At 32.4% G+C, this 18,695-nt stretch carries 16 protein-coding genes; 10 read left to right on the top strand and 6 right to left on the bottom strand.

Annotated features, from left to right (window positions below; translation table 11 throughout):
* Window position 1 precedes the first annotated feature (1 nt).
* The 4 genes from H0I30_RS09295 to thiL all read right to left on the bottom strand — a co-directional run bounded on the left by H0I30_RS09295 (window position 2) and on the right by thiL (window position 3,637).
* Window positions 2–868: a YicC/YloC family endoribonuclease gene (locus tag H0I30_RS09295; protein WP_218771588.1), complete on the bottom strand. Its 867-nt coding sequence runs from the start codon at window positions 866–868 to the stop codon at window positions 2–4.
* A 33-nt stretch (window positions 869–901) separates the two neighbouring features.
* The gene (locus tag H0I30_RS09300) at window positions 902–1,798 is read right to left on the bottom strand and encodes a DMT family transporter (RefSeq protein ID WP_218771589.1); all 897 of its coding nucleotides are present in this window, start codon (window positions 1,796–1,798) and stop codon (window positions 902–904) included.
* Window positions 1,799–1,961: 163 nt separating this feature from the next.
* On the bottom strand, window positions 1,962–2,432 hold the full coding sequence (gene lysM, locus H0I30_RS09305; protein WP_218771590.1) for a peptidoglycan-binding protein LysM: 471 nt from the start codon (window positions 2,430–2,432) through the stop codon (window positions 1,962–1,964).
* A 158-nt stretch (window positions 2,433–2,590) separates the two neighbouring features.
* Window positions 2,591–3,637 (bottom strand): thiamine-phosphate kinase, encoded by a 1,047-nt coding sequence (gene thiL / locus H0I30_RS09310; RefSeq protein ID WP_218771591.1) that lies wholly within the window; start codon window positions 3,635–3,637, stop codon window positions 2,591–2,593.
* Between the two features lie 130 nt (window positions 3,638–3,767).
* On the opposite strand from thiL, the gene H0I30_RS09315 reads away from it, so the two are divergent.
* From H0I30_RS09315 to H0I30_RS09360, 10 genes are all read left to right on the top strand, one after another.
* On the top strand, window positions 3,768–4,985 hold the full coding sequence (locus H0I30_RS09315) for a choice-of-anchor B family protein (RefSeq protein WP_218771592.1): 1,218 nt from the start codon (window positions 3,768–3,770) through the stop codon (window positions 4,983–4,985).
* Entirely contained in the window at window positions 4,986–6,302 is a 1,317-nt protein-coding gene (locus H0I30_RS09320; protein WP_218771593.1) for a hypothetical protein, read from the top strand. It abuts the gene before it with no gap.
* A gap of 2 nt (window positions 6,303–6,304) precedes the next feature.
* Window positions 6,305–7,063, top strand: a complete 759-nt coding sequence (locus H0I30_RS09325) for an MbnP family protein (RefSeq protein ID WP_218771594.1) — start codon at window positions 6,305–6,307, stop codon at window positions 7,061–7,063.
* Window positions 7,064–7,072: 9 nt separating this feature from the next.
* Complete coding sequence (locus tag H0I30_RS09330) at window positions 7,073–8,131, top strand: cytochrome-c peroxidase (RefSeq protein ID WP_255554360.1); 1,059 nt, start codon at window positions 7,073–7,075, stop codon at window positions 8,129–8,131.
* 106 nt (window positions 8,132–8,237) lie between these two features.
* Window positions 8,238–8,567: an iron-sulfur cluster assembly accessory protein gene (locus H0I30_RS09335; protein WP_218771595.1), complete on the top strand. Its 330-nt coding sequence runs from the start codon at window positions 8,238–8,240 to the stop codon at window positions 8,565–8,567.
* A 15-nt stretch (window positions 8,568–8,582) separates the two neighbouring features.
* A complete protein-coding gene (gene sufB, locus H0I30_RS09340; protein ID WP_218771596.1) occupies window positions 8,583–10,031 on the top strand; it encodes a Fe-S cluster assembly protein SufB in 1,449 nt (482 codons plus the stop codon).
* A gap of 16 nt (window positions 10,032–10,047) precedes the next feature.
* Window positions 10,048–10,899 carry an N-acyl homoserine lactonase family protein gene (locus H0I30_RS09345; protein WP_218771597.1) on the top strand — a complete coding sequence of 284 codons (852 nt, stop codon included), beginning with the start codon at window positions 10,048–10,050 and terminating at the stop codon, window positions 10,897–10,899.
* 6 nt (window positions 10,900–10,905) lie between these two features.
* The gene (sufC, locus tag H0I30_RS09350; RefSeq protein ID WP_218771598.1) at window positions 10,906–11,658 is read left to right on the top strand and encodes a Fe-S cluster assembly ATPase SufC; all 753 of its coding nucleotides are present in this window, start codon (window positions 10,906–10,908) and stop codon (window positions 11,656–11,658) included.
* 5 nt (window positions 11,659–11,663) lie between these two features.
* Window positions 11,664–12,977: a Fe-S cluster assembly protein SufD gene (sufD, locus tag H0I30_RS09355; RefSeq protein ID WP_218771599.1), complete on the top strand. Its 1,314-nt coding sequence runs from the start codon at window positions 11,664–11,666 to the stop codon at window positions 12,975–12,977.
* A gap of 133 nt (window positions 12,978–13,110) precedes the next feature.
* Window positions 13,111–13,824 carry a DUF547 domain-containing protein gene (locus H0I30_RS09360; protein ID WP_218771600.1) on the top strand — a complete coding sequence of 238 codons (714 nt, stop codon included), beginning with the start codon at window positions 13,111–13,113 and terminating at the stop codon, window positions 13,822–13,824.
* Between the two features lie 545 nt (window positions 13,825–14,369).
* Here H0I30_RS09360 and odhB read toward each other — a convergent pair.
* Window positions 14,370–15,584, bottom strand: coding sequence for a 2-oxoglutarate dehydrogenase complex dihydrolipoyllysine-residue succinyltransferase (gene odhB, locus H0I30_RS09365; RefSeq protein ID WP_218771601.1), 1,215 nt, complete (start codon window positions 15,582–15,584; stop codon window positions 14,370–14,372).
* A gap of 159 nt (window positions 15,585–15,743) precedes the next feature.
* Entirely contained in the window at window positions 15,744–18,470 is a 2,727-nt protein-coding gene (locus H0I30_RS09370) for a 2-oxoglutarate dehydrogenase E1 component (protein ID WP_218771602.1), read from the bottom strand.
* Between the last annotated feature and the right edge of the window lie 225 nt (window positions 18,471–18,695).

Here is an 18,695-nt window from a genome sequence, read left to right on the forward strand (position 1 = left end):
TTTATAAAACGTTTAAAATTTGTTCTTTTATTTTTTCTAACTCATCTTTCATTTGGATCACGATTTTTTGCATCACGGCAAAATTAGCTTTAGACCCCATGGTATTTACTTCTCTACCAATTTCCTGAACGATAAAACCTAATTTTTTTCCGTTAGAATCGGCAGTATCTAATTGCTCTAAGAAATATACTAAATGATTTCCTAAACGAACTTTTTCTTCGTTTATATCTAACTTTTCTAAGTAGTAAATAAGCTCTTGTTCGAAACGATTTTCATCAATTTCGACCTTTAATTCTGTTAAAGCTTTTTGCAAACGTTCTTTTACGTTTTCTATTCTTTCTCCGTCTAGCTTTTTAACTTCTTCTAAAGCAACTTCAATATTTGTTATTCTTAATTTAAAGTCGTCTTCTAAAGATTTAGCTTCATCTGTTCTGTAAGCTATAATTTCCTTTAAAGCTTCATCAATATGAGTATCAATTTGAGTCCATTCATTTTCATCTAACTCTTCACGCTCAGTTTTTAAAGCATCTGGCATTTTTATTGCCATTTTCAACAACTCAATATCAGCAGCAGCATCGATAGCCATTGCATTTCTTAACTGAGCTACATAATTTTCAACAACTGCTTTATTTACTTTTGTTGAAGTTACTTCTGCTGTTGTTTCGACATAGATAGAGAAATCTATTTTACCTCTTACCAAGTTACTAGCTAGCTTCTTACGAACAGCTAATTCTTTTTCTTTATAATAAGATGGCATTCTTGTATTTAAATCTAAATTCTTACTATTAAGAGATTTGATTTCAATGGTTACTTTTTTAGAAGGTAAATGTAATACGGATTTTCCATAACCCGTCATAGACTGTATCATATTGTCAATTTAAAAGAAAAAGCAAAGATACATTTATTTATTTTTAGCTACTACTTGTTTAGTTACCAAAAAGACACCTAAAAAGATCAAAAGAGTAGCTGCTATTTTTACCATACTTAAACTATCGCTACCTACAATTAAAGCATAAATTGATGCAATAACGGGTTGTAAATAAATAAAAACACTTACCGTTGTTGGCTTTAATTTAGACAATGCAAATAAATTAAAAAGATAGGTTATACAAGTTGTAAACAAAACAACAAACCCAACTTTTAAATAAATTGATGTTGGCATTAAGTGCCACTGAACTTCAGTTAATTCTGAAAAACCAAAAGGAATTACGAAAAGCAAACCAAACAAATACAACCACTTTACAAATACTATTGGATTGTATTTTTCTATTAACTTCTTTGCTTTTACTAAGTACATTCCGTAAGAAGCAGCATTAATAAACACCAAAAAATTACCTAACATCATATTTTTAGCATCTACATTAGGCGAACTACCATAAGCTATTAAGACTACGGCTCCTATTAAGCCAATAATCACTCCTGCTATTTTTCTGAAAATTAACTTTTCTTTTAAGAGAATACTTGCAAATATTAGCACTAAAATAGGCGATGTAACCATCATTACAGAAGCACTAATTGGCGTTGTATAACTAAGTCCTTTAAAAAAGGTAAGCATATTAAACCCTACTCCAAAAAAAGCAGCTATCATAATATTCTTATAATCTGACTTCTCTATTGGCTTTGCTTTTACAAAAACACCTAATAACCAAAAAACCATAGCCGCACATCCTACACGAATTAAGATAAAACCAGACGGCTTTATATATAGAGGCATTACCTCTTTTGCAACTGTAAATGTAACACCATAAATAAGTGTAGCTATTGACGTTGCTATTAATGCTAGCGTTCTTTGACTCATCTTTTATTTACTATAATTAAACAGCAAAGATGAAAAATATTCTGCTTCTTTTTGGTTATTTTTTAGTTAAGTAAAAATGTTTAACCGATTAAAGTAAAATGTATAATTTTCATAAAAAAAGCACTGCGTTTGCAGTGCTTTTTAAAGTGTTTTTTACGAGTAATTAGTCTACTAATGGTGGTATTCTTAATACTTGCCCAGGATAAATCTTATCTGGATGTGATAACATTGGTGTGTTTGCTTCAAAAATTACAGGATACTTCATTGCATCGCCATAAAATTCTTTTGCTATTTTACCTAAAGTATCACCACTTACTACAGTATGAAACTTAGCCATTGCTTCGACATCAATCTCTTCAACCTCGGTAATAGTCATATTATCTTCTACAGATGCAATACCATTTGTATTACCCACAACTAAAACTACTTTTTCTTTAGTAGCTAAATCAGAGGCTTCTCCAGAAACCGTTGCTTTATCTTCTTCAATATCTATTGATAAATTTTTTACAGAAAACTCTAATTTATTTACTGCGTCTATAAGTTTAGCTGATTTTTCAGAAGCTTCCTCCTCTGTTGTTTTTCCGATACCAAATACTTTAGCACCTGCATTTTTAATAAATGAAAAAATTCCCATTATTCTTTTGATTTTTCGTTAATTAATAAATTCACTTTCTGATTACTAATATACAATATTATATGATTTTAACCTTTATTGTAATCATTAATTTTTATTCAAAAAAAGACCATACTTCAATGAAATATGGTTTTTTAAAATAATATTAAGTATAAAATTTATTCTTCAAAAGAATTCCAACCTTGTGCTTTTAATGCTATTTCTTGATCTGCTCTAGTTACTAAATTGACACCTTGATTCTCTTCAACCATATGACCGATTATTGATAAATTAGGATTTGCCTTTATTTTATCAAAATCAGCAAGTGGCACTGTAAATAACAATTCATAATCTTCACCTCCACTTAAAGCAATCATGGTACTATCCATATTAAATTCTTCTGAAGTAGAAATAACTTGTGGATCTAAGGGTAATTTTTCTTCATAAATTTTACACCCTAATTTACTTTGTGAACAGATATGCATTATTTCAGATGACAATCCATCAGAAATATCAATCATTGCTGTTGGTTTTACATCTAATTCTTTTAACAATTCAGAAATATCTTTACGTGCTTCTGGTTTTAACTGACGCTCAATTAAATAGGTGTATTTATCTAAATCTGGTTGATTTTGAGGATCTACCTGAAATACTTGTTTTTCTCTTTCTAAAACTTGCAAGCCTAAGTATGCAGCTCCTAAATCTCCCGACACAACTATTAAATCAGTAGCTTTTGCGCCGTTTCTATATACAATATCCTCTTTTTTTGCAGCTCCTATTGCTGTAACAGAAATTAACATTCCTTTAGTTGAAGATGTTGTATCCCCTCCAATTAAATCTACTTTATAGCTATCGCAAGCTAATTGCACTCCTGCATATAATTCCTCTAATGCTTCTAACGGAAAGCGATTAGAAACAGCTATTGATACGGTAATTTGCTCTGCAACACCATTCATAGCATATACATCTGATAAATTTACCATTACAGCTTTATAACCTAAATGTTTTAAAGGCATATAGCTTAAATCGAAATGCACACCTTCTATTAACAAATCAGTCGTTATTAATAGTTCTTTATCTGACGAACTTATAACTGCTGCATCATCACCAATTCCTTTTTGAGTTGATGAATGGTATATTTTAAAATGTTCCGTTAAATGGTTTATTAATCCGAACTCTCCTAGTTCAGCTAATGATGTTCTTTCTTGATTTTTATCTTCTAACATTTTGCAAAGGTACTAAACATAGTTTTTAAACAAAACCAAACAATTTTTAAATTAATATAGGGTTTAACTATTTATTACTGTTTTATAAGTAGTTATTCTTTAACTTTATACTTTTAAAAAAAAATTCATTATGATTAATAAGATTAAACCTGTTCTTTTATTCTCTTTTTTATTACTATTATTTTCTTGTACTTCAAATGAGAATATTGACAAAGAACCTCCTATGGGAAACAAAATACCTTGTGTATCTGGTATGGCAGGAATATATCCTTGTAATAATTACGATTTACTTTTAAACATACCACTCAGTACTTTTGGAGCTACAGAAGGCAATGATTCTTGGGGATGGACAGATCCTACAAACAATAAAGAGTACGCAATAATGGGCGTAGAAAACGGAACTGTTTTTATAGATATAACAAACACTAACAACCCTGTATATTTAGGTAAATTATCTACAGCAACCGTAAGTAGTCCTTGGCATGATATAAAAGTTTACAAAGACCATGCTTTTATTGTAAGCGAAGCAACAAATCACGGAATGCAAGTTTTTGATTTAGCAAAACTAAGAAATGTTGCAAATCCTCCTGCTAATTTTACTGCAGACACACATTTTACTGAATTTGGTAGCGCACACAACATCGTTATCAATGAAGATTCTGGTTACGCTTACCCTGTAGGAACTAGTAAAACAGGAACTTATAAAGGAGGCCCTCTATTTATCAACATACAAGATCCTAAAAACCCTAAAAGCGAAGGCGGATGGGGAACCGATAATTACAGTCACGATGCGCAAGTAATCAACTACAACGGTCCGGATGCTAGGTATATTGGTAAAGAAATTTTAATAGGAAGCAATGAAAATGAAGTTGTTATAGTTGATATAAGTGACAAAGCAAACCCCGTAAATATTTCTAGAATATCATACGCAAACGTAGGTTACACACACCAAGGTTGGTTTACTGAAGATGCAAAATATTTTATTTTAGGAGATGAATTAGATGAACAACGTTTTGGAAACAAAACAAGAAATATTATTTTTGATTTCACTGATTTAGAAAACCCTAAAGAACATTTTACTTACACAGGTCCAACTGCTGCAATAGATCATAACGGATATGTTAAAGACAATACTTTTTATCTTGCTAATTACACGGCAGGCGTACGTTTTATTGATATTTCTAACATAGAAAGTAAAAACATCACAGAAACTGGTTTTTTCGACACTTACCCAAGTAATAACGGCGCTAATTTTAATGGTGTTTGGAATGTATACCCTTATTTTAGCAGTGGTAAAATAGTAGTAAGTGACATCAACAAAGGCTTATTCATTATAAAAAAACAGTAAATGCTAAAAAAAACCTTCTTTATATTACTCATAGTGATGTATGGTTGTAGCAATGATACTAGCATACAATTACCTATAAAAACAGCACAAGTTGATTTTGTAAAAACTTATGGTGGCACAAAAAATGAAAGCGGAAGAAGCGTTGTTGAAACTTCTGATGGCGGCTATATTGTTTTAGGTTTCACACAAAGTATTGATGGAGATATTATCACAACAAAAACGACTGTTCAATATGATTATTGGTTGTTAAAGTTCGATGCAAATGACGAATTGCAATGGCAAAAAACATACGGAGGTTCAAACGATGAGAAAGCCTACAAAATTATTCAAACCAACGATAACGGATTTGCTGTTATTGGCTACAGCAAAAGTGATGATGGAGATTTAAATTCTAACCAAGGATTTGAAGATGTTTGGATTTTAAAGTTAAACGCATCAGGAAATATTCTTTGGAAAACAAGCACAGGATTTTCAGGCACAGATCAAGGTTTTAGCTTAATTCAAACCTCAGACAATGGTTATTTTATTGCAAGCATATTAGACGTAACAGCATCCGGAGGTTTAGGAAACGTAAAAACAGCCGCAAAACATGCTGGTGGCGATTATTGGGGAATAAAATTAGATACCAACGGCACAATTGAATGGCGTAAATATTTTGGTGGCACAAATACCGATACTTGTTACGATATAACAGAAACTTCTGACGGTTATTTAATGGTTGGTTCTTCTGATAGTGATGATGTTGACATTACAAATAACAAGGGTGGTTATGATTTTTGGGTCGTAAAAACTGATAAAGCTGGAACCTTACTTTGGGAGAAATCATTTGGCGGTGATGAAATTGACGAAGCTAGAGCAATTACAACAACCGATGATGGTAATTTTATAATTATTGGAGACACACGTAGCGCTAACAAAGATGTAACACAAAACAATGGAGGAGCAGATTTATGGGCGATAAAAATAACTTCGGATGGTGATTTGATATGGCAAAAAAATTACGGCGGTACTAGTTTTGATGTTGGCCGTTCTATTCGCAAAACCATTGATGGAGGTTTTCTTATTTCAGGAAGCTCAAGAAGTGCTGATAACGGATTTACCAACAAAGGGCAAAACGATGCTTTAATTCTTAAAATTGATGCAAACGGAAATCAGCAATGGCAAAAAACTATTGGTGGCACCGAAATAGATTTTTGTTACGATGCAATAGAGCTTACTAACGGAAATATTATCGCTGTAGGCGAAAGCAGTAGTAACAATCAAGATATAGCAACAAACAAAGGTTTTTCTGACCTATTGATTATCAAACTAAAATAAAAATGAAACAATATATAGTCCTTTTCTTAAGCATATTACTTTTCTCATGTAGTTCAGACAGTGACGAACCTATAAAAGAAGTTAGTGTTAAAATAAATTTTACCCAAAATTGGGATGGTGCTTCTTTTGAGAAATCAGATTTAAGCAACACAGAACTCACCAATAAATTAGGGACTAAACTTACTATTGATAAATTACGTTATTTAGTATCAAAAATCACTTTAACAGATGCAGCCGATAAAGCTACTATTTTTGAAGGTTATAAATTAATCGATTTAAGCGATGAAGAAAGCTTAGTGTTTAATCCGTCATTAAAAATAACTGAAGGAAATTATAGTTTAGCCATAACTTTTGGTTTTAATAACGATGATAATATAGACGGGGAGTATGCCGATTTAAATACCGCTTCTTGGAATGTTCCAATGATGTTAGGTGGCGGTTATCATTTTATGCAATTAGATGGAAAATACAAAGATGATGTTCCTAATGAAAACCCTTACAACTTTCATGTAATTAGGGCTTACAACACAACAACATCAATACCCGAAGATACTTCTTTCCTTGTAAATTTAGGAAGCGTAAACATTAAAAAAAATGCTAATATAGAGGTTAAAATGAATATTGCAGGTTGGTTTAAATCTCCGAATGATTGGGATTTAAATGATAAAAACATTAATTTAATGATGGATTATGGAGCTCAAAAACAAATGCATGAAAATGTACAAAGTGGCGTTTTTAGTTTAGGGAAAATTTCACAATAAAACTAAATAATGGAAAAAAGTATATACATTTTATTACTATTACTTTTAATGAGTTGCTCATCAAAAGAAGAAAATAATATATATACTCCTGTACCCGTAAATTTAGAAATTCCCGAATTATTTCAACAAAAAATAATTGCACCAGTAATCCCCACAAACAATCCGTTAACCGAAGAAGGAATTGCTTTAGGTAAAAAATTGTTTTTCGATAAAATATTATCACAAAATAACTCACAATCATGTGCAACTTGCCATAATCCTGCAAAAGCCTTTACAGATAACACGCAATTTAGTGAAGGTGTAGATGGATTACTTGGTAAGAGAAACTCGATGCCTTTATTCAATTTAGCTTGGAATTTCGATGAGCGTTTTACTTGGGACGGGAAAGAACTTAGTTTAGAACGACAAGCATTAGAACCTGTTCGAAACCCAATAGAAATGCATAGCAAATGGACGAATGTTGCAGAACGCATTAAAAACCACCCAGCATATCCTACATTATTTCAACAAGCTTTCGGAAACACCAAAATAGATTCTATTTTAATTACCAAAGCAATCGCTCAATTCGAAAGAACACTCATTTCTGGAAATTCTAAATTCGATCAATTTTTACTCGGAAAAACAACATTAACTCCGCAAGAACAAAACGGATTTGATGTTTTTATGGATGAAGCTCGCGGCGATTGTTTTCATTGCCATGGAAGTAATAACAATCCACTTTGGACCGATAATAAATTTCACAACAACGGTTTAGATGCTGTTTTATCTGATTTAGGATTAGCTAAAGTTACTGGCGATCCAAATGACAATGGTAAATTTAAATCTCCCTCTCTTCGTAATTTAAAATTTACTGCCCCTTATATGCACGACGGTCGTTTTGTTACTTTAGATGAAGTTATTAATCATTATTCAACAGGTTTAAAAACTTCATCAACGATTGATCCTTTGATGAAAAAAGTAAATGAAGGTGGTGTTAATCTTTCAGAAAAGGATAAATCTGACTTAAAAGCATTTTTACTCTCACTATCTGATAATGATTTTGTTAATAATTTAGATTTTCAAGAGTAATCAGAAAATCAAATAAACCTATCGAAAAACACAATGCCAAGTTATGTACTAAACTGATACTTATATTGTATATTTGCAAACTATTTAGAGTTAATCCACTTAAGTAATGATAAAAGTTTCAGACACAGCAAAAAACAAAGTTATCGAGTTAATGACTGATGACGGTTTTGATGCTACAGTAGATTTTGTACGTGTTGGTGTAAAAAGCGGAGGTTGTTCAGGTTTATCTTACGACCTAACTTTTGACAAAAGCACACAAGAAAACGATAAAATTTTCGAAGAGAACAACGTTAAAATCGTTGTTGATAAAAAAAGTTTTTTATACTTAGTAGGAACAACATTAGAATATTCTGGAGGTTTAAACGGTAAAGGATTTGTATTTAACAATCCGAATGCAAACCGTACCTGTGGATGTGGCGAAAGTTTTTCACTATAATATTACAACTCAATTATGAGCAAGTATACAGAAGATGATTTAAGAGAAGAGTTAAAAACCAAAGAATATGAATATGGTTTTTATACTGAAATAGAAAGCGAAACCTTTCCTAAAGGTTTGAATGAAGACGTGGTTCGTGCAATTTCTAAAAAGAAAAACGAACCAGAATGGATGACTGAATGGCGTTTAGAAGCGTTTAGAGTTTGGCAAACAATGGAAGAACCAGAATGGGCAAATGTTCATTACGAGAAACCTAACTTTCAAGAAATTGCTTACTATTCTGCACCAAAAGAAAAGCCAAAATTAAACAGTTTAGATGAAGTTGACCCAGAATTATTGGATACTTTTAAGCGTTTAGGTATTTCTTTAGATGAGCAAAAAAAACTAGCTAATGTTGCTGTTGATATTGTAATGGATTCAGTTTCTGTTGCTACAACTTTTAAAGAAACACTAGGAGAAAAAGGTATTATTTTTATGCCTATTTCTGAAGCTATTCAAGAACATCCAGAATTAGTAAGAAAACACTTAGGAACCGTAGTTCCTACTACCGATAATTTTTATGCAGCATTAAATTCGGCAGTTTTTTCTGATGGATCTTTCTGTTACATTCCGAAAGGCGTTCGTTGCCCAATGGAATTATCAACTTACTTCAGAATTAACGAAGGAGGAACCGGTCAGTTTGAAAGAACTTTAGTTGTTGCCGATAAAGGTAGTTACGTTTCTTATTTAGAAGGTTGTACTGCACCAAGTAGAGATGAAAATCAATTACACGCCGCAGTTGTTGAGTTAATTGCATTAGATGATGCTGAAATTAAATACTCAACAGTACAAAACTGGTATCCTGGAAACGCAGAAGGAAAAGGTGGTGTTTACAACTTCGTAACCAAAAGAGCTATTTGCGAAACCAATGCAAAAGTTTCTTGGACACAAGTTGAAACAGGATCTGCAGTTACTTGGAAATACCCAAGTTGTATTTTAAAAGGAAACAACTCTGTTGGAGAATTTTACTCAATTGCTGTAACTAATAATTACCAGCAAGCTGATACCGGAACGAAAATGATTCACTTAGGTAAAAACACCAAGTCGACTATTATTTCGAAAGGAATTTCTGCAGGTAAATCACAAAATTCATACAGAGGATTGGTTCATATAGGACCACGTGCAGAAAATGCTCGTAACTTCTCTCAGTGTGATTCTTTATTAATGGGTAACGAATGTGGCGCACACACGTTTCCGTACATCGAGACTAAAAACAAATCAGCACAAATAGAACACGAAGCTACAACGAGTAAAATTGGTGAAGACCAATTATTTTACTGTAACCAACGTGGTATTGATACTGAAAAAGCAATTGCGTTAATTGTTAATGGTTTTAGTAAAGAAGTATTAAATAAGTTACCAATGGAATTTGCTGTAGAGGCACAAAAACTATTGGAAATTAGTTTAGAAGGAAGTGTTGGATAATTTAAATCATAAAATGATGAAAAAAATATTTTTGCTTACACTTATCGCAATTACAGTTATTAGTTGTAAAAACACTGATAAAAAAGAGAATGCTGATAAAACGACTACTGAAGAAACGGCCGTAAAACTATATGTTTTAAATGGTGGATCGATATTGGTTAACAAATTAGAAGTTTTTTCTCAAGACACTACGTATACAGGACAAACAAAACAATTTAGTGATGCATACTATGTAATCTCTCACCCGAAAGGAAACTTAATGTGGGATGCTGGCTTACCAGAAAACTTAGTATTACCAGAAGCTGTAACTCCTGGTGACGGAACATTTACAGTACAAAGAGCAGACTCATTAGCGAATCAATTAGCAACAATTGGTTTTAAAATTGAAGATTTTAAATATTTTGCAATGTCTCATTCTCATTTTGATCATACAGGGCATGCAAACTACATGAAAGATGCAACTTGGTTGGTACAAGAAAACGAATATAATTCGGTTGCTGGAGACTCTTTAAAACAGAAAAATCCTGCGGTAGCAGCATTAAAAAATGTCAAAAAAATAAATGGTGATTACGATGTTTTTGGCGACAATACTGTTGTTATAAAATACATGCCAGGTCATACAGTTGGCCATCAAGCTTTATATGTAAAAGTATCAGGTATTGAAAAACCAGTTTTATTAACGGGTGATTTATATCATTTTGAAGAGAACAGAGCCAACAAAGGTGTTCCTTCATTCAACTATAATGTTGAGCAAACTATAGAAAGCATGCAAAAATTTGAAGCTTTCGCTAAAGAAAAAAATGCTGAGGTGATCATTCAACACTCACCAAAAGCTTTCAAGAAATTACAAAATCTATTAAAAAAGTAACTAGTAATGTTAAAAATAGAAAACTTACACGCTAACATAGAAGATAAATCAATCTTAAAAGGATTGAATTTAGAGGTTAAAGCAGGTGAAATTCATGCAATAATGGGTCCTAACGGTGCTGGTAAAAGTACGTTAGCGAACGTAATTGCAGGAAAAGAAGAGTACGAAGTTACAGATGGCTCAATAGAGTTAAATAACGAAGATATTAGCGAATTAGGTCCTGATGAAAGAGCACACAACGGTGTATTTTTATCTTTTCAGTACCCTGTAGAAATTCCTGGTGTTTCGGTAACTAACTTTATCAAAACAGCTATTAACGAAAATCGTAAAGCTAAAGGTTTAGAAGACATGCCTGCAAAAGACATGTTAAAAATGATTCGTGAGAAATCTGAATTATTAGAGATAGACCGTAAATTCTTATCGCGTTCTTTAAACGAAGGTTTTTCTGGAGGAGAAAAGAAACGTAACGAGATTTTTCAAATGGCTATGTTAGAGCCTAAATTAGCTATTTTAGACGAAACAGATTCTGGTTTAGATATCGATGCGTTACGTATTGTAGCTAACGGTGTAAATAAATTAAAATCTAAAGACAATGCTGTAGTTGTAATTACACACTACCAACGTTTATTAGATTATATAGTTCCTGATTTTGTACACGTATTATACGATGGTAAAATCGTAAAAACAGGTGATGCTTCTTTAGCTTTAGAGTTAGAAGCAAAAGGATATGATTGGATTAAGGAAGAAGTTAATTCTTAAGAAAAATGGAATTAAAAGATAAATTAACCACGTCGTACGTCGCTTTTGAAAATGGAGTGGATATCAATTCGGATATACACGATATTAGAACAAAAGCGCTACAGAATTTTGAAGAATTAGGTTTTCCTACTAAGAAATTAGAAGCTTGGAAATACACCTCTTTAAATGCTGTATTGAAACAAGACTATAGTATTTTTCCTACTTCGGAAAACGCTATAGAATTAGCAGATGTTAAGAAATATTTCATCCACGATATAGATACTTATAAAATTGTATTTATCGACGGAAAATATAGTTCTTTCTTATCTGAAACTACACATGATAAAATTGATGTTTGTTTAATGTCATCGGCATTAACAAAACCAAAATACAAAGCTGTTATTGAAAACTACTTCAATAAAATTGCAAAGCAAGATAATTTAACATCGTTAAATACTGCATTTGCAAAAGAGGGAGCTTACATTAACATTCCTAAGAATGTAGAAGTAGATAAACCAATTCAGGTTATCTATTTTACTACAGGTACTGAAGAGGCTATCATGACACAACCTCGTAATTTAATTGTTGCAGAACAAAATGCACATGTTCAAATTATAGAGCGTCATCAAAGTTTAACTTCTAATTCGGTTTTAACAAATGCCGTAACAGAAGTGTATGCTGCAAAAGATGCAACGGTAGATATTTATAAGATTCAGAATGATCATGAAAATGCTTCTTTAGTAGATAATTCTTACATAGAGCAAAAATCAAATAGTATTGTTTCTGTGCATACTTTTTCTTTCGGAGGAAATATTACACGTAACAATCTAAACTTTTATCAAAGAGGAGAACACATCGATTCTATCTTAAAAGGAATTACTATTACTGAAGGAAAGCAACATGTAGATCACCATACATTGGTGCATCATATTGAGCCAAACTGTGAATCTCATCAAGATTACAAAGGTATTTATAGTGACCGCTCTACAGCAGTTTTTAACGGAAAGGTAGTTGTTGAAAAAGAAGCTCAGAAAACAAATGCGTATCAACAAAACAACAACATTCTAATAAGCGATAAAGCAACCATCAACGCAAAACCTCAGTTAGAGATTTTTGCTGATGATGTAAAGTGTTCTCACGGTTGTACGATTGGTCAATTAGATGAAGATGCTTTATTTTATATGCAACAACGTGGAATTCCGAAGAAAGAAGCGAAAGCATTACTAATGTATGCCTTTGCAAATACGGTATTAGAAAGTGTAAAAATACCAGAAGTAAAGACACGAATTAACAAGTTAATCGCAAATAAATTAGGTATAAATATAGGTTTTGATTTGTAAAACACTTATTTTCACACAAATATAACAAAGGTCGTTCAATATTGAATGACCTTTGTTATTAAAAAAAATTGTTATTTGTAATGATTCATAAAAATATTCGTCAAAAATAGAGAAATGTAAAAACTATAAACAAATGAAAAAAACAATTACACTACTTGTTCTGTTATTTATTAGCGTTCAATCTTATTCACAAACCGATGTATTTAATGCCCTTTTAAAAACCTATGTTGATACTGAAGGAAATATCGATTATAAAGGCCTAAGAAAAAACAGAGCTTTACTAGATATCTACTTAAATCATTTAGAGAATCAAATTCCTGGTAGAAACTGGTCTCAGAATAAAGCAAAGGCTTTTTGGATGAATGCATACAATGCCTATACTATTAAACTAATATTAGACAGTTATCCTTTAAAAAAGATTACTGATATAAAAAGAAAAGGTAGAAATGCTTGGAAAATCCCTTTTGCAGTAGTTGGTAAAGAAACCTACTCTTTAGATTATATAGAGCACAAAATACTACGTAGATGGCATAATGACCCTAGAGTTCATGTTGGAATAAATGCTGCCTCTAAATCTGGTCCTAGATTCCCTAACTACGCTTTTACTGCAAAGAATTTAAATAGTACGTTAGAGTTATTGATGAAGAACTTTATAAACGATTCTTCTAAAAATAAAATAACAATTACTAAAATTGAAGTTTCTAAGATGTTTGAATGGTATAAAGGAGATTTTACAGAAAAAAGCACTTTAATAGAGTATATAAATAAATATTCTACTGTAAAAGTAAATGATAACGCCGAGGTAACTTTCCTAGAATATGATTGGCATTTAAACGGCTTACAGTAACTTCTATATCTATCACTTAATCCCCCCAATCCCCCTTTTTTTTTATCACCTGCTTATAATATTAATACCTAATTTATCGATTTAATATTCATAACTTTTTTATTTCTCTTCATTTAGTTAATTCATCTACTAGCTTTTAAAAATATGATAATTATTGAGTTAACCCATAACTCAATTTACCTACTTACTATCTTTCATTTTTTTAATAATTTAGATCTAGATTTACTCAGGCAGGATTTAAGATCGCAACACATCTATAATTCTAATTTGTTCATAAGACTTTTTAATTCCTTTATTTTTATAATACCCTTTTAAAGAAAAAAGGTAAGCTTACAAGAAAAACAAGAAACAAATATAGCCCTGATTATAACGACATCCTTTTTCTGACTCATTTAAAGCGCTAAATATTACCAGTATTTACATAAAAACAAAAAAACTGGTAAAGACAAACAGAAAAAGATATAGTAGAAATCAGGAAACAGTTACAAACAAAAAACCCCATGCTTTCGCATAGGATTTTTATATTTATACGGCAACATTGTTACCTACATTTCTAATGCTTTCTTAATGTTATTACCCATTAATAATTCTTCTGGATTTTCTAACGCTTCTTTAACGGCTACTAAGAATCCAACAGATTCACGACCATCAATAACCCTATGATCATAAGATAACGCAACGTACATAATTGGCTGAATTACCACTTCACCATTAACAGCCATCGGACGATTAACAATATTGTGCATTCCTAAAATACCGCTTTGTGGTGGATTTAAAATTGGTGTAGATAACATAGATCCAAATACACCACCGTTTGTGATTGTAAATGTTCCACCTGTCATTTCATCAACAGTTATTTGTCCGTCACGAGCACGTAAAGCTAAACGTTTCACTTCACTTTCAACACCTCTAAAAGATAAATCTTCGGCATTTCTAATTACAGGTACCATTAATCCTTTAGGACCAGAAACTGCAATAGAAATATCTTGAAAATGATTTTTTATTTGATAATCTCCATCAATCATAGAGTTTACATCAGGATACATTTCTAAAGCTCTAACAACCGCTAAAGTAAAGAAAGACATAAAACCTAATCCAACACCGTGTTTTGCTTTAAAATCTTCTTTATACTGCTTACGTAAATCGAAAATTGGTTGCATGTTCACTTCGTTAAACGTAGTTAACATTGCAGTTTCGCTTTTAACAGCAACTAAACGTTGTGCTACTTTACGACGTAACATCGACATTTTTTTACGCTCTGTACCACGAGAACCATTTGTTGGTTGCGTTCCCATAGAAGGCACAGCATTTACGGCATCATCTTTTGTTACACGACCATCTTTTCCAGTTCCTTTTACCGAACCAGCATCGATTCCTTTCTCAGCTAAAACTTTCTTAGCTGAAGGAGAAGCAGTACCAGTTGCATAAGTTGCAGCTTTGGGTTCTTCTTTTTTAGGAGCCTCCTTTTTAGGAGCTTCTTCTTTTTTTGTTTCAGTAGCCGATCCTCCTGCTGGTTTTTCGGCGCTCATGTCTATAAGACAAACAACCGCTCCAACCTCTACAGCATCACCTTCTTCTGCTTTTAAAGTAATAATTCCGCTTTCTTCCGCAGGCAATTCTAACGTTGCTTTGTCAGAATCTACTTCGGCGATAGGCTGATCTTTTTCAACATAATCACCATCTTCAACTAACCAAGTTGCTATTTCTACTTCTGTAATTGATTCTCCCGGAGAAGGAACTTTCATTTCTAAAACACTCATGTTTCTTTATTTTTATTCGGAAATATTTTATTTTTTTGGGCGTTCGAGCGGGCTTTTCACTATATCTTTTAATTTGACTACTTCTCGACTTCGCTCGAAGAAACAAATTAAAAGGATGTCGTTTCAATCCCTAACGCATATACTTTTTAGTAATTGATATTAATCAAAAACCATATCTAATACTCTTTGGTGACGACGTTTAAAACGTGCACTTGAACCTGCAGCTGGTGCCGAATGGTAATCTCTCGATGCACATTCTAACTTCGCTAATTCAAAACGTTCTAACATGTAACTCCAAGACCCCATATTTTTAGGTTCTTCTTGTGCCCAAACATAACGCTCTACATTTGGATATCTATCCATCACTTCTTTTATTTGCTCGTTGTGTAACGGAAATAATTGTTCTATCCTTACCAAAGCAATATCTTCTCTATCTAATTGTTCACGCTCTGCTAATAAATCATAGTAGAATTTACCTGAACAAAACACCATTTTTTTCACTTTAGCTGTATCAACAGTATCGTCAATTACCTCTTTAAAAGCACCGTTACCTAAATCTTCAATAGTATTTACTGCTTTTGGTAAACGCAACAAGCTTTTAGGTGTAAAAATAACCAATGGCTTTCTAAAATCACGCTTCATCTGACGACGTAATATGTGATATATATTTGCAGGTGTAGAGCAATTTGCAATCGTCCAATTATCTATTGCAGACGATTGTAAGAAACGCTCAATTCTACCTGATGAATGCTCTGGTCCTTGCCCTTCATATCCGTGAGGTAATAACATTACCAATCCGTTCTGCAATTTCCATTTATCTTCTGCTGAAGATATATATTGATCAAATACAATTTGTGCTCCGTTTGCAAAATCTCCAAACTGAGCTTCCCAAATAGTTAATGTATTTGGTGCTGCCATTGCATAACCATAATCGAAGCCTAAAACACCGTATTCAGATAAATGAGAATTAAAAATTGTCATTTCTCCTTTATTATTCGGATTCGTGTTTAATAAATTTACACGTTCTAAAGTTTCTTCATCTCGCATAATAGCATGACGGTGAGAGAAAGTTCCTCTTTCTACATCTTCTCCTGAAATACGAATATTAAATCCTTCTTCAAGTAAAGTTCCGTATGCTAAATTCTCTGCCGTACCCCAATCTAAAGTATTATCTTCAAAGACCATTTTTTCACGACCTTTTAAAATACGCTCTGCTTTACGAACAAACTTATGACCTTTAGGAGTATTAGAAATCACTTTAGCAATACCTTTTAATGCTTCAACCGGGTAGGTAGTATCTACCGGTTTTAACATATCTTGTAATTGCTTACGAACAAACCCTTCCCATACCGCTGGCATGAATTCTTGAATTTTAGAAGTTGAGTTCTTTTTAGATTCTGTAAACTCAGTTTCTAAATGCGCTTTAAAATCGTCCGTTATTTGCTGTACATACTCTGCTGAAACACTACCTTCTTTAATTAGTTTTTCTGTATAAATTTCTTTTGCATTTTTATGCTTAGAAATTGCTTTATATAATTTTGGCTGTGTAAAACGAGGTTCATCACCTTCGTTATGACCATATTTACGATATCCTAATAAATCAATATAAATGTCTTTTTTGAATTTCATTCGATATTCAACAGCCATTTCCATTGCATGACATACAGCTTCTGCATCATCTGCATTTACATGTAATACTGGCGACAATGTTACTTTGGCTACATCTGTACAATAAGTACTAGAACGAGCATCTAAGTAATTCGTTGTAAAACCAACTTGATTATTTACTACAATATGAATTGTACCACCTGTTTTATACCCATTTAAGGTCATCATTTGCGCAATTTCATACACGATTCCCTGACCTGCAATTGCAGCATCACCGTGCACTAAAATTGGTAATATTTTACTGTCGTCTCCGTTATAATCTAAATCTACTTTTGCACGAACAATACCTTCTGCTACTGCTCCAACAGTTTCTAAATGTGATGGATTTGGAACCAAATTCATCTTCATTTTCTGTCCGCCTTTGTATGCTTTACTTAAGGTTAACCCTAAGTGATACTTTACATCACCACCAATATCCTGATCTTCAAAGTCTTTACCTTCAAATTCGCTAAACAAATCACGAACAGGTTTTTTAAAGATATTTACTAACGTGTTTAAACGACCACGATGGGCCATTCCTAAAACACACTCTTCAACACCATATTTTTCAGCCGCATCACGAAGTGCAACACTTACTCCTGGTATTAAAGTTTCTCCACCTTCTACAGAAAAACGCTTTTGACCTACGTATTTTGTCTGTAAAAAACTTTCGAAAACTGAAGCTTGATTTAGTTTTGTAAGAATATATTTTTTTGATTCAACGCTGTAATTAGATTGATTATCATTTTTATTTAAACGACTTTGCCACCACTTTAATTCATCGGGGTTGCGTAAGTACATATATTCAACACCAATACTATCACAAAAAATAGCTTTTAGGTGTTTAATAATTTCCTCTAATGTTTTTGCTCCAATACCTAAAACGCCTCCTGCGTTAAAAACGGTAGATAAGTCTGATTGATTTAACCCGAAGTTCTCAACATCTAATGTCGGAGAATATTTTCTACGCTCACGAACTGGGTTTGTCTCTGTAAAAAGATGCCCTCTAGTTCGGTAACCGTTTATTAAATCAATTACTAAAAACTCTTTATGTACTTTCTCTGGGATTTCAACAGAAACTTCTTCATCAGTCAACGAATAATCTTCGTTTGCTAAATCGTATCCTTGAAAAAAACTTCTCCAACTTGGTTCTACTGCATCTGGGTTTTTTTGATACTGTTCGTATAAATCTCCTATAAAACTTGTATGTGCTGCGTTCAAGAACGAAAACTTGTCCATATATATTTACTATGCTTTTCTATCAATAAGAATAATGATGACAAAAATACAACTTTTACTAAAAACAAGACTTTTTTTTATGCTAAATTTCAGCCAAACAATTATACTAGAAAGGTAAACAAGCCTCCACACAAACCAATCCAAACCTAAAACAAACTACTGACAATCAGGTGTAAGCATTTTTTATTTTATTTTTTATCAAAAAATGTTTGCAAATATGAAAAA

The organism is Tenacibaculum sp. AHE14PA (assembly GCF_019278465.1).
Lineage (GTDB): Bacteria > Bacteroidota > Bacteroidia > Flavobacteriales > Flavobacteriaceae > Polaribacter > Polaribacter bernardetii.